Annotated in this window: 15 protein-coding genes; 6 read left to right on the top strand and 9 right to left on the bottom strand. The window is 49.5% G+C overall.

Features of this window, described 5'->3' with window-relative positions; translation table 11 throughout:
- Position 1 precedes the first annotated feature (1 nt).
- The 3 genes from hutI to L3V45_RS18705 all read left to right on the top strand — a co-directional run bounded on the left by hutI (position 2) and on the right by L3V45_RS18705 (position 3699).
- Complete coding sequence (hutI, locus tag L3V45_RS18695; RefSeq protein ID WP_236837199.1) at positions 2 to 1267, top strand: imidazolonepropionase; 1266 nt, start codon at positions 2 to 4, stop codon at positions 1265 to 1267.
- Positions 1260 to 2210 carry a formimidoylglutamase gene (gene hutG, locus L3V45_RS18700; protein ID WP_025853680.1) on the top strand — a complete coding sequence of 317 codons (951 nt, stop codon included), beginning with the start codon at positions 1260 to 1262 and terminating at the stop codon, positions 2208 to 2210. The genes hutI and hutG overlap by 8 nt, the downstream gene beginning before the upstream one ends.
- Positions 2211 to 2280: 70 nt before the next feature.
- Complete coding sequence (locus tag L3V45_RS18705) at positions 2281 to 3699, top strand: amino acid permease (RefSeq protein WP_234949518.1); 1419 nt, start codon at positions 2281 to 2283, stop codon at positions 3697 to 3699.
- A 39-nt stretch (positions 3700 to 3738) separates the two neighbouring features.
- Here the strand turns inward: L3V45_RS18705 and L3V45_RS18710 are convergent, their stop codons facing one another.
- The 7 genes from L3V45_RS18710 to L3V45_RS18740 form a co-directional block, all read right to left on the bottom strand.
- Positions 3739 to 5040 carry a pyrimidine-nucleoside phosphorylase gene (locus L3V45_RS18710; RefSeq protein ID WP_007614811.1) on the bottom strand — a complete coding sequence of 434 codons (1302 nt, stop codon included), beginning with the start codon at positions 5038 to 5040 and terminating at the stop codon, positions 3739 to 3741.
- A gap of 27 nt (positions 5041 to 5067) precedes the next feature.
- Complete coding sequence (locus tag L3V45_RS18715) at positions 5068 to 6249, bottom strand: NupC/NupG family nucleoside CNT transporter (protein ID WP_004393280.1); 1182 nt, start codon at positions 6247 to 6249, stop codon at positions 5068 to 5070.
- Positions 6250 to 6342: 93 nt separating this feature from the next.
- On the bottom strand, positions 6343 to 7011 hold the full coding sequence (gene deoC, locus L3V45_RS18720; protein WP_004393277.1) for a deoxyribose-phosphate aldolase: 669 nt from the start codon (positions 7009 to 7011) through the stop codon (positions 6343 to 6345).
- A gap of 90 nt (positions 7012 to 7101) precedes the next feature.
- On the bottom strand, positions 7102 to 8043 hold the full coding sequence (locus L3V45_RS18725; protein WP_004393275.1) for a DNA-binding transcriptional repressor DeoR: 942 nt from the start codon (positions 8041 to 8043) through the stop codon (positions 7102 to 7104).
- A 70-nt stretch (positions 8044 to 8113) separates the two neighbouring features.
- Complete coding sequence (yidA, locus tag L3V45_RS18730) at positions 8114 to 8926, bottom strand: sugar-phosphatase (RefSeq protein WP_004393274.1); 813 nt, start codon at positions 8924 to 8926, stop codon at positions 8114 to 8116.
- A 68-nt stretch (positions 8927 to 8994) separates the two neighbouring features.
- Positions 8995 to 9519, bottom strand: coding sequence for a hypothetical protein (locus tag L3V45_RS18735; protein WP_015387487.1), 525 nt, complete (start codon positions 9517 to 9519; stop codon positions 8995 to 8997).
- Positions 9509 to 9928, bottom strand: a complete 420-nt coding sequence (locus L3V45_RS18740) for a lipocalin family protein (RefSeq protein WP_004393269.1) — start codon at positions 9926 to 9928, stop codon at positions 9509 to 9511. Before L3V45_RS18740 ends, L3V45_RS18735 begins: the two co-directional genes overlap by 11 nt.
- 111 nt (positions 9929 to 10039) lie before the next feature.
- On the opposite strand from L3V45_RS18740, the gene L3V45_RS18745 reads away from it, so the two are divergent.
- Positions 10040 to 10426 carry a hypothetical protein gene (locus L3V45_RS18745; protein WP_004393267.1) on the top strand — a complete coding sequence of 129 codons (387 nt, stop codon included), beginning with the start codon at positions 10040 to 10042 and terminating at the stop codon, positions 10424 to 10426.
- A 159-nt stretch (positions 10427 to 10585) separates the two neighbouring features.
- Complete coding sequence (locus L3V45_RS18750; protein ID WP_234949519.1) at positions 10586 to 10948, top strand: hypothetical protein; 363 nt, start codon at positions 10586 to 10588, stop codon at positions 10946 to 10948.
- 50 nt (positions 10949 to 10998) lie between these two features.
- Here L3V45_RS18750 and L3V45_RS18755 read toward each other — a convergent pair whose 3' ends face one another.
- Positions 10999 to 11391 carry a hypothetical protein gene (locus L3V45_RS18755; protein WP_004393261.1) on the bottom strand — a complete coding sequence of 131 codons (393 nt, stop codon included), beginning with the start codon at positions 11389 to 11391 and terminating at the stop codon, positions 10999 to 11001.
- Positions 11392 to 11520: 129 nt separating this feature from the next.
- On the opposite strand from L3V45_RS18755, the gene L3V45_RS18760 reads away from it, so the two are divergent.
- Positions 11521 to 12483 carry an iron-hydroxamate ABC transporter substrate-binding protein gene (locus tag L3V45_RS18760; protein WP_004393259.1) on the top strand — a complete coding sequence of 321 codons (963 nt, stop codon included), beginning with the start codon at positions 11521 to 11523 and terminating at the stop codon, positions 12481 to 12483.
- Positions 12484 to 12523: 40 nt separating this feature from the next.
- Here the strand turns inward: L3V45_RS18760 and L3V45_RS18765 are convergent, their stop codons facing one another.
- Positions 12524 to 12871 carry a YxeA family protein gene (locus L3V45_RS18765; protein WP_236837200.1) on the bottom strand — a complete coding sequence of 116 codons (348 nt, stop codon included), beginning with the start codon at positions 12869 to 12871 and terminating at the stop codon, positions 12524 to 12526.
- Positions 12872 to 12874 lie beyond the last annotated feature (3 nt).

Below are 12874 nucleotides of genomic sequence, written 5' to 3' on the forward strand. Positions count from 1 at the left end.
CATGCCGAAACAAATAGATACCATACTCACCAACATCGGCCAGCTGCTGACGATGGAATCCGGCGGCCCCCGATCCGGCGGAAGCATGCAGGATCTTCATGTCACGGAAAATGCCGTCATCGGCGTTCACGACGGGCGCATTGTTTTTGCCGGACATCAAGGAGCGGAGAAAGGATACGAGGCAAGAGACATTATCGACTGCGGGGGACGGCTCGTCACCCCCGGCCTCGTCGATCCCCATACCCATCTTGTATTCGGAGGGTCCCGCGAAAAAGAACTGAATTTAAAAATTCAGGGCATGTCTTATTTGGATATTCTGGCGCACGGCGGCGGTATTTTGTCAACGGTCAAAGACACGAAAGCCGCCTCCGAAGAAGAACTGATTGAAAAAGGGCTTTTTCACCTCGGACGCATGCTGTCATACGGCATCACGACCGCGGAAGTAAAAAGCGGGTACGGACTCGACAAAGACACGGAGCTGAAACAGCTGATCGCGGCGAAAAAACTGGGTGAGCGCCAGCCGGTCGACCTTGTCACGACCTTTATGGGAGCACACGCCATTCCGCCTGAGTACCGGAACAGCCCTGACGAATTTCTGAATCGCATGCTGCAGCTTTTGCCTGACATAAAAGAAAAAGGCCTTGCGCAATTTGCCGATATTTTCACAGAAACAGGCGTCTTTACCGTCAGCCAGTCACGGGACTACCTGAAAAAGGCGGCTGAAGCTGGTTTCGGCCTGAAAATCCATGCTGATGAGATTGACCCGCTCGGCGGCGCGGAATTGGCGGCAGAGCTGCATGCTGTTTCTGCCGATCATTTGGTGGGGGCATCTGATGCAGGCATCGAAAAGCTTGCGGAGTCCGGAACGATCGCCGTCCTGCTGCCGGGCACGACTTTCTATCTCGGAAAACACACTTATGCGAGAGCCCGGGAGATGATTGATGCGGGCGTACGGGTCAGTTTGGCGACTGACTTCAACCCGGGCAGCTCACCGACGGAAAATCTCCAGCTCATTATGTCGATTGCCGCGCTTCATTTAAAAATGACCGCAGAAGAAATCTGGCACGCTGTCACCGTTAACGCTGCGTATGCGATCGGAAAAGGCGAAGAGGCCGGACAAATCAAAGCCGGACGGGCGGCTGACATTGTCATTTGGGAAGCGCCGAATTACATGTATATCCCGTATCATTACGGCGTCAATCATGTCCGCCGTGTCATCAAGAACGGAAAGACGGTCGTTTCAAGGGAGGGAGCCGCTCTTGGATAAGTATCCGTTTCTGCAAAAAGCCGGCTCCCTCTTCAACGACCGCCATGTGACAAGGATCGGCGATGTGACGGAAGCATGGGCGGGACAAACGATCAAAGGGCCGGCTTTGATCGGCGTTCCGCTTTCTAAGTCGTCAATCAGCCATTCCGGCGCCTGCTTTGCCCCCGGTGCGATCCGCCGGGCGCTCGGCGGCATTTCCGCATATTCCGCGGAGCTGCGGGAGCATGTCATTGACCATCTGTACGATATCGGCGATATTCAGATTCACGTCACGGATGTCGTCAAATCTCATGAACACATTTATCGGACCATTTATGACATTCTGACGGACCAGCCTGACTGGGTGCCCGTCATTCTCGGCGGCGACAACTCCATCAGTTATTCCACCATTAAAGCCATTGCGGAAACGAAAGGAACAACGGCCGTCTTTCAATTCGACGCCCACCACGACGTCCGCAACACAGAAGACGGAGGGCCGACAAACGGCACGCCATTCCGCCGTCTGTTAGATGAAAATATCATAAGCGGACAAAACCTGATTCAGCTTGGAATCAGGGAGTTCAGCAACAGCTTGGCATATGAACAATATGTAAAAGAGCGTCAGGCAGACGTGCATACAATGGAGATGATCCGGGAGAAAGGGCTTCTCCGAACGATACAAGACACTTTGCCGGCCGTTCAAAAAAGAGCCGACGCCATTTTTATTTCGGTTGATATGGATGTGCTGGATCAAGCTCATGCGCCCGGCTGTCCTGCGATCGGCCCCGGAGGCCTGTATACCGAGGAACTGCTTCAGGCGGTCCGGTTTTTAGCCCAGGAGGCTGACATCTCGGGTATTGAGATCGTTGAGGTTGATCCGACACTTGATTTTCGCGATATGACAAGCCGGGCAGCCGCACACGTCATTTTACATGCATTGAAGGGATTTAAATTGTCACGTTAAAGTCAAATCCGGCACGCGTGATCTCGGCTGCCGGAAGATTCTCATGCCACGCAAAAAGGGGGAGATCACGATGGATGTTGATCAAGGCGGCAATCAACTAAAGCGCACGATGAAAAGCAGGCACTTATTTATGATTTCATTGGGAGGGGTCATCGGCACGGGGCTGTTTTTGAGCACAGGGTATACATTGAGCCAGGCCGGGCCGGGCGGGACGATCGCCGCTTACCTGATCGGCGGCTTGATGATGTATCTTGTCATGCAGTGTCTCGGAGAATTGTCAGTAGCCATGCCTGTGACCGGTTCATTTCAAACGTATGCGACAACGTTTATCGGGCCGTCCACGGGTTTTATGGTCGGTATCATGTATTGGGTGAATTGGGTGGTGACGGTAGGATCGGAGTTTACAGCTTCCGGTATCCTCATGCAGCGCTGGTTTCCCCACAGCAGCGTCTGGATGTGGAGCGCGATTTTCGCGGCTCTCCTTTTTGCCGCCAATGCATTCTCCGTTAAATTGTTTGCAGAAACAGAGTTTTGGTTTTCCAGCGTCAAAATCGTCACCATCCTTTTATTTATCATCTTAGGCGGCGCCGCGATGTTCGGTTTGATTTCATTGCACGGTTCGGGTGAAGCTCCGATGCTGTCGAATTTCACCTCACACGGCGGACTGTTTCCGAACGGCTTTCTTGCGGTTTTCATCGCAATGATTTCCGTAAGCTTCGCCTTTTCAGGGACGGAGCTGATCGGAATTACAGCGGGTGAAACCGCCAATCCGGCAAAAGATATTCCGCGTTCGATCCGAAATGTCGCCTGGAGAACGGTCATCTTTTTTATCGGCGCCATTTTTGTGCTGTCCGGACTGATCTCCTGGAAGGAAGCCGGTGTGATTGAAAGTCCGTTTGTCGCGGTCTTTTCCCAGATCGGTATCCCATACGCCGCAGATATCATGAACTTCGTGATTTTAACGGCTTTGCTTTCGGTCGCCAACTCCGGACTGTATGCTTCCACCCGGATGCTGTGGTCTCTTGCGAATGAAAACATGATCAGCGCCCGGTTCAAAAAAGTCACGCCGAAAGGCATTCCGCTGAATGCTCTGCTCGCCAGCATGGCCGTTTCCTGCATATCCTTGATCTCAAGCATCGCCGCCCCGGGCACGGTCTACGTGGTGCTCGTGGCAATAGCCGGATTTGCCGGCGTCGTGGTGTGGATGAGCATCGCCCTTTCTCAGCTGTTATTTCGAATACATTATGTGAAAAACGGCGGACGCGTCGCGGATCTGACCTTCCGCACGCCGTTATACCCTCTCGTTCCGATCGCCGCTGTGATCTTATGTTTCGCTTCATGCGTAGGCCTTGCATTTGATCCCAATCAAAGAATCGCCCTCTTCTGCGGAATTCCTTGTATGATCCTGTGCTATCTCATTCGTTTTTTGAGAAAGAAACAGCCGAAACAATCCGTCCGTGACATTCATTTGGATAAAACCATGCCATAAAAAAAGGCACATACTGATGAGGTATGTGCCTTTTTTGTCTTATTCCGTAATCAGCGTATGAATCAGTTTCGGCGCTTCCGCTTTTTCTGAGATGCGGATGTTGTCATAGACTTTGGCGGTCACGTCGTCAACGTTTTCGCGGTTGGCGTAAAGGGTGACGAGCGGCTCGCCTTTTTCGACGTTGTCACCGACTTTTTTGCGGAGCATAATACCGACGGCAAGGTCGATTTCGTCCTCTTTTGTCGCACGTCCCGCGCCTAACAGCATCGCTGCGACGCCGATTTCGTCAGCGACGATTTCTGAAACGACACCCGCTTCTTTTGCCGGAACGTCAATTTTGTACGCCGCCTGCGGAAGTTTGGACGGATCGTCAACGACAGAAGCGTCTCCTCCCTGATTGCTCAGGAACTCTTTGAACTTTTCAAGCGCTTTGCCGTTTTTCATGACTTCCTGAAGCTTCGTTCTCGCTTCTTCCAATGTCTCAGCTTTTTTCGCCAATACGACCATTTGGCTGCCGAGCGTGAGGACGAGTTCGTTTAAGTCTTCAGGGCCTTCCCCTCTTAACGTATCAATGGCTTCTTGCACTTCCAGAGCATTCCCGATCGCAAAACCGAGCGGCTGCGACATGTCAGAAATCACGGCCATCGTCTGGCGGCCGACGTTGTTTCCGATGCGGACCATTGCTTTGGCGAGGTTCACGGCGTCTTCATCCGTTTTCATAAACGCGCCGGCTCCCGTTTTGACGTCAAGCACGATGGCATCTGCTCCGGCGGCGATTTTTTTACTCATAATTGAGCTTGCGATCAGCGGGATGGAATTCACCGTACCCGTTACATCACGCAGCGCATACAGCTTTTTATCGGCAGGGGTCAAGTTCCCGCTTTGTCCGATGACGGCTACCTTGTCGCGGTTCACAAGCTTGATGAATTCATCTTTTGACAATTCCACGTGGAAGCCTTCGATCGCTTCCAGCTTATCAATGGTTCCCCCCGTATGCCCAAGGCCGCGGCCGGACATTTTAGCGACGGGAACGCCGAGCGCCGCGACGAGCGGAGCGAGTACGAGAGTTGTCGTGTCGCCGACCCCGCCCGTAGAGTGCTTGTCGACCTTAATGCCTTCAATGGCGGAGAGATCAATCGTTTCCCCTGAATTGACCATCGCCATTGTCAGATCGGCGCGCTCCTGATCCGTCATATCCTGAAAGTAAATCGCCATAGCCAGCGCGCTTGCCTGGTAATCAGGGATGCTTCCGTCCGTGTATCCTTTTACGAAAAATTGAATTTCTTCTGTTGTCAGTTCTTTTCCATTTTGTTTTTTTACAATAAGATCTACCATTCTCATGATCTATCACCTGTCCTTCATTTATGTTCAGTGAATCAATCCGACGATCGCCGCTGTCAGGAAGCTGACGAGCGTTGCGCCGTACAGCAGCTTCAGCCCGAACCGCGCGACGACGTTTCCTTGTTTTTCATGCAGCCCTTTCACCGCACCGGTAATGATCCCGATAGAGGAGAAATTCGCGAATGAGACAAGGAATACAGATACCACTGCCTGTGTATGCGCGCTGAAATGGAAATCGCCGGATGAGAGCGTCTGCATCGCCACAAATTCATTCGATACCATTTTCGTCGCCATAATGCTTCCGGCGCTCACCGCTTCATTCCACGGAATACCGGTTAAAAACGCAAACGGCGCGAATACATATCCGAGCAGCGCCTGGAATGTAATGCCGAAGACCGCGTTAAAAACGCCGTTGACCAGGGCAATGAGTGCGACAAATCCGATCAGCATCGCCGCTACGACGACGGCGACTCTGAATCCATCCATTATATACTCACCGAGCACTTCAAAAAAGGATTGCTTTTCTTCTTCAGGAACGACGATCAAATCCTCTTCTTTGCTGACGGTGTACGGGTTGATGATAGAAGCGATGATAAATCCGCCGAATAAGTTCAGCACAAGCGCCGTCACGACGTATTCAGGCTTCAGCATCATCATGTAAGAACCGACGATCGACATTGAGACCGTCGACATTGCGGACGCGCAAAGCGTGTATAAGCGCTGTTCAGTAAGATAGCCGAGCTGTTTTTTCAAACTGATAAAGACTTCTGATTGCCCTAAAATCGCGGATGCGACAGCGTTGTAAGATTCGATTTTCCCCATTCCGTTCACCTTGCTTAACGCAAGACCGATATACTTCGTGATGAAGGGAAGGACCTTCCAATGCTGCAGAATTCCGATTAAAGCGGATATAAAGACGATCGGCAGAAGCACGCTCATGAAGAACGTCGTCTGTTTCGCATTCACAAGCCCGCCGAATACAAAGTTAATCCCTTCTGATGCATATTCCAGCAAGTAGTTAAATCCTTTTGCAAAACCGCCGACAAGAAAATTCCCGATACCGGTGTTGAGGAGAATATAACCGAGAATCAGCTGCAGCACGAGCATGACGGCGATCGGCCGGATTCTGATTCTTTTTTTGCCGTTGCTGGCAAGCCAGGCAAGACCTAAAAACACAATGATTCCGATAATTCCGATGAGATACTTCATATGTGTTCTCCTTTTATTTGTATTCGCTTACAATTTTTTATGCATCAACAAAGAAAGAGGATGGCGGAAGCTTTTTGGCTTCCGCAATGCTGATTAATAGTCGCTGCTGCCGCTGTCTCCGCCGCTCACGATAGAGACGCCCGCACTTGCGCCGATCCGGCTCGCGCCCGCAGCGATCATGCTGTCAACATCAGCTTTTGTTCTGATGCCGCCTGATGCTTTGACCCCGATGTCCGGTCCGACTGTTTTTCTCATGAGAGCGATATCTTCAGCCGTTGCCCCGCCTGTAGAAAAACCGGTAGACGTTTTGACGAAATCGGCGCCTGCGGATACCGCCAAGCGGCATGCACGCTCTTTTTCTTCATCTGTCAAAAGGCATGTTTCGATGATCACTTTGACGAGCGCTTTTTTATCAGCTGCTTCAACTACCGCGCGGATATCAGCTTCAACCGCTTCATCATCGCCGTCTTTTAATGCGCCGATATTGATGACCATGTCAACCTCAGTGGCTCCTTTTGAGATGGCATCCTTCGTTTCAAATGCTTTTGTTTCCGATGTCGTTGCGCCGAGAGGAAATCCGATAACGGTGCAAACGTCAACTCCCGTGCCTTTCAGTTCCTCCGCTGCGAGTTTGACCCAAGTCGGGTTCACACAAACGGAAGCGAATTTATATTCTTTTGCTTCTTTTATCAGTTGTAAAATATCCGCTTTTTGTGTATGCGGTTTCAAAGCAGTATGGTCTATTTGACTTGCAATTGACATTGTATGCACTTCCTTTTTCCTAGGATACGTTTAGAATAACCGAATTTTGAACATATGTAAATTGGTAATTGAAATTATGTTCATGAATTGTCACAATTCTTGAATGAGTTTTTTGGCCGTATGCTGATCGGTAATCAAAACGTTGGCGTACTTTCCTTTCAGGGCACCGTGAATGGCTTTGCATTTTCTGCTGCCGCCCGCCACCAGAATCGAACGCTCTTTCATTTTCAAGTCGCTGAGCTCAACTCCGATCGTCCTGCCGTTAATGCTGCTGCTGCAAATCCTGCCTTCCTCGTCAAAAAAGCGCGAACAAATATCGCCGACTCCGCGTGCTTTCAGCAATTGTTTCTCTTCTTCCCGGAAATAGCCGAGTCTGAAAAGCAGCGCCTCATCCCGGACGGTTCCGACCGTAAACAGGGCGATATTGGCTTGTCTGCCCATTTCAATGATCCGCTTAATATGTCTGTCCCGCTCGACCATCTGTTTCACATCGGCGCTGTCAAATATAACCGGCAGCGGCAAATACCTCGGCATGGTCTGAAATGCTTCGGCGAACAGCTGAATCGTTTCTGATGAATACGTATTGACATTGGAATGACTGATGCCGCCTTTCAGCTGCACGACTTCAACGCTCTTTACCTGCTTCGGCTCCATGCGGCTTGCGATCTGGTACATCGTCGTCCCCCAGCTTACGCCGAGTATATCGCCGTCCTTTACGGTTTTATGCATATAGTCTGCGCCATAGCGGCTTAAGTAATGTGTAATGGCCTGGTAATCGTCGCTTGGAGAAAAGACGACGTGCGCCTCAAGCAGCCCGTATTTTTCTTCCAGCTTCGCGCCGAGTTCGTCCAGATCCTCAAACGGGTCCATGACGCGAATTTGCACATACCCTTTTTCCTTTGCGTACTGAAGCAGCCTTGAAACGGTGGGGCGTGACAGATTAAGCCGTTCGGCGATCTGCTGCTGGCTGTAATCTGATTGATAATATAGTTTTGCCGCTTCTATGCTGAGCTGCTGTTTTTCACGATCCATGTCGCGCCTCCCCTCTCCGCTTATCATATCACCAAAACACGCCGTAAAAAAGCACCCTCTGATGGGGTGCCTATTTTTTCAGCACAAGCTCCTGAATCGCATGCGCCACGCCGTGTTCGTTATTTGATTTCGTTTCATAATCAGCAATCTCCCTTACTTCCGGGATGGCATTGGCCATTGCCACGCCGCAGCCGGCCCACTGAATCATGGACATGTCGTTGCCGTTATCGCCGATTGCCATGACGTCTTTCTGTTCAATGCCGAGTTTTTCGGCCAGCAGCTTGACCGCGTTTCCTTTACTGACTTTCGGGTGAAGAATCTCATGGAAGAATGGCGCGCTTTTGACCATTGTGTATGTTTCCCTGAATGATTCCGGAATAGAAGCGATCGCTTTCTCCAGCTTGTCCGGATCGTCAATGAACATGACTTTCGGAATCAGAATATCCTTCGGCACTTCATCGATCGTGCGGAAATGAAGCGGCACTTTCGTAATGTATGATTCGTATACCGTGTATTCACTGATATCCCGGTTCGGCGTGTACAGATTGGCTGTGTCAAAGTAATGCATCGGAGTATCCAGCTGTAAGCTCAGCTCGTAAAGCGACTCCAAATCTTCAAAGCCTAATGACTGCTCGGCCACGACACCGTTTGTATACGTATTTTGGACGAGTGCGCCGTTATAGGCAATCACAAAGTCTCCTTCTTCCTGTAAGTTCAGCTCTTCCAAATACCGACGCACGCCGCCGATCGGCCGGCCCGTGCACAGGACGATATTGACCCCTTCCGCTTTGGCGGCATCAAGCGCCCCGCGGACTTCAGCCGTCACTTCATGATGATCGTTTAATAGTGTTCCGTCCATATCTATTGCGATTAACTTGTACATCCTGCATCTCCTTTGTATCCTTTTCTGCTTATGCTTTCATCATATCGTTTTTTCGTTTCAATGAAAAATCAAACGGACAAGTTTCTCCGCCTTCTCTTCCTATACCGGGCCTGCCTCCGGATGCGGGGCCGTCTTTTCCCCTTGTCAGCTTGTTCGCCGCTGTCATCTGTTTTCTGCTTCAAGAGCATCAGCCCCGCCGCAAAGAAAGGGACGGCCGCTATGTCCAGAAGGGCAAGCTTTATTCCCATCGCTGCGGGAAAGTATGCCCATAATGAACGGCTGTTCCGCCTGATCATGATATAAGAAACGATTTCCAGCAGGATAAACAGAGCGTTCACCCACAAGTAAATGAGCATCGCCGCAAACAGAAACAGCAGGAGCGTATTCCGCAGCGTGCCGGAAAACAGAAGAGCGCGCATCATATCAAAAAATGAAAAAGACTGCATGCTGCCGTTGACGACATTGGGATTATAAATGGTAAAACGCCCGAACTGCTCTACAAGCATAAAAAATAACCATAACAGTGAAAACCATTGAATGATATGTACGATGACACCCGTCAAAACGAGTCTGTCGGCAGCCTTATTTCTCATGTGCATCCTCCCCGCCGGTTTTTATTCTTGTCATTGTTTTTGTTTCTCCGTATATCTTCCAAATGAGCGTATCGTTTTTTCCTCTTTTCAACGTGCTTTTGACGGGGTGCGGATGTCCGAGGTATTCAATCTCGATCGTTCCGTCCGTGTTTTGTGAGACCACCTTGTAAACATCTGAGGGCATGGGAACCTCGCCGCGGCCTTTAATGACCTGCTTTGTCAGCACGCTGTCTTTCGTAAACGTGACGGTTTCAGATCTGACCCCGTCCATCGGGCCCGGTTTCAGCCCCGCATCCCATGTCCCGTAATAAAAAGGAGGTTCGTCTGCTTTCTTTTGCGAGCAGCCTGTTATCATGACGCATCCGAAAACAAGAACCGTCATGATGAAAATCCGTATGTTCCGCAACATGATCACCTTCTTTTGAAGCTTTTTTTACGCCTGTAAGTTAGGCGGATGCCGTGGCACTGTGCAATTGACTACATAGTGTATAAAGACTTCACTAGATAAGGAGAATGATGAATGAACCCATATCAGTACTACACCCCATCTGCCTATTTCCCTCAGCAGCAGGAATACGAAGTGAGCCCCGTTGAGTATGAGCCGTATCAGCAGCAGGAAAGCTATTATTATGCGCCCCCTCAGTCTGAAGAGCGGCAGCCGACGGCTTTAGAACGGAGAGTCGCCCAGCTTGAAAGACAAAACGCCCAGCAAACGAGAGAGCTCACCCGCCTCTCACAAGAAGACCAGCGCCAAAACCGGGAAATCACGCGTATGAATGAGCAGATCAGACGGCTGAGCCAGTCCATTGAAATCCATACCCGCCGCTTAAACCGTTTGAATCAGCGCCTGCGCGCAGTCGAAAACAGACTCAATATTCCTTTTCACGCTACAGAAGGCGGCTTCTGAGAAAAAGGGCCGGAATACAAAGCTCGACAGGCCATCCCGAGCCTTGTATTCCGCTCTGTACATACAGGTAAATATTTGAATCCTTTTCTTGCATGAATGCCTCTCCTATTCTTTCACATGATAAATGTGTAAAATCAATCACTTCAGGAGGTCTTCATGATGTATCAAAACCAATACAGCGGAAATCAGCTGCAGCAATGCCGTCAAACAGCACAGCAGCTTATTCAGCAGACACAGCAAAGCAGTCAGCAGTACAAGCAAATGCTCCAGCAGGAACAGCAAAACATTCAAATGCTTCAGCAGATGCTTAACCATGAACAGCATGCCGTTCATACCATTCAGCAAGCGCTGCAGGGGCATGAACTGGCCATTCAGAAATGCCAGCAAATCGTGAATGTGTGCAATCAGATTCAGCAGGAAGTAAGCGGACACATGCCTGCACCGATGGCAAACGCTAATGTTTCTTCATTCCCGCAAACACAGCATCACACACCGTTTCAGCAGCATTCATACCAGCAATAGGCCGGTCATGCAAATGACAAAGCGCGAGATACCGGCTTTGTCATTTGTTTTTATCTCTGTTTTGTCAGATCAATGCGTTGAGCGGGTTTTCCGCCGAATTTTTCCTCCGCCTCATGCCTTACCGCTTCAAACGCTCTTGCTTCGACGTTTTGTTTAAACACATCAAGCTGTATTAAATAAGCCGCCCGCACTTTCAGCCCGTGGATGATGGAGATGACCCATAAAGGCAGCACGATATACACGCCCGGCGTGCTCGGCAGCACAAAAGCAATTGCTAAAATAATAAAATAGATAAGTCCGTATTTCAGCCATTTTTTGTTCTTGGCCCGGTAGCCGATATAGAAAAAGGCCAAGAAAGCGGTCAGCCCAAACGGCGCGAAAGTCAGCAGCAGCCACCAGCTGTGCAGCACTTCCCACCAAGTCCCTCTTTTCGTAATCAACATTCATTCCTCCTCCTTTACTACTATAACATGGATAATCAAGGAAGGTTTTCTATAAAAAACATAGACGGAATGACGTCTTCCTGCTATATTAATAATGATAATCATTATCACTTAAATAGGGGGATCATTATGAAGAAACAATCATGGCTGATCGGCCTGGCACTTCTGCTTGTTTTCGCATTAAGCGCTTGCAGCGGCGCGAAGGAAAACAACGGATCGGCATCAGGCAAAGGAAAGACAGACATGCGTACATATGAATCAACAAAAGGAAATATTGACATACCCGCACATCCGAAACGGATCGTCACTGACTTTTATGCGGGTGAGCTGCTGTCCGTTGACGCAAATGTCGTCGGGGCGGGCTCATGGGCTTTCAAAAATCCGTTTATCAAAAAACAGCTGAAAAACACCACGGACATCGGCAATCCCGTCAATGTGGAGAAAGTGATGCAGCTGAAGCCTGATTTAATCGTGCTGATGAAGGATGACCAATACGAGAAACTATCGAAAATCGCACCGACGATTGTCATTCCTTTTAACACCGCAAAGAATACGAAAGATACGGTCAGCCTATTCGGCGACATTGCCGGGGCGAAGGATAAAGCCAAAAGCTTTATGGCAGACTTCAACAAAAAGGCTGAAGCCGATCAAAAGCGCCTCAAAAACGTGATCGGCAAAGACGAGACAGTCGGCCTTTATGAAACGACGGATAAAGGCGAAATCTGGATTTTTAATGACAATTCCGGCCGCGGCGGCCAAGCCGTTTATAACGCGCTCGGATTGAAAGCGCCGGCCAAAATCGAAAAAGACATCATGAAAACGGGCGCCATGAAACAGGTTTCCCAAGAGGTCATCCCTCAATATGCGGCTGATTATATGTTCATTACCGATTACAACCCGAATGGAGAAAGCAAAACATTTGAGCGTCTGAAAGAGTCATCCGTTTGGAAAAATCTCGATGCCGTAAAGAACAACCGTGTCTTTATCAACGATTTCAACACCTTCTATCCGTATGACCCGATTGCCGTCAGCAAACAGATGGATATCATCACCGACATGCTGATCAAACGGGCTGAAGAAAATAAAAAATAAAAAAAGCGGCACAGTCATGACACTGTGCCGTTTTTCATGTTCACTTTAATTTTGACTGTACGGATCCCGGCATATCTTCAAATCTGACTTCTTCCCAGGTCTCGACATACTTTCCTTTCGCCTTCACCTTCAAATACGCGTTCTTCCGAAGGTCTTTCCCGGCGAAAAAGGTCACTTCTTCTTTTTTCCCGGATGCGTTATATCCGTCTAATGTATACTCAGTACCGTCCGGGCTAAGATGTTTGCCATCTCGATCAATCTGTACATAAACATCTTGCTGGTGAATAAACGGATTAAATCTGTCTGTAACATCATTATGAAAAAAGAGAAGTCCGTATATGACGGCAGCGGCCGCCAAAACGGCCAGGATTGCCAATGCTTTTTTCATCTG

This window comes from Bacillus sp. R45 (genome assembly GCF_021729365.1).
Lineage (GTDB): Bacteria > Bacillota > Bacilli > Bacillales > Bacillaceae > Bacillus > Bacillus velezensis.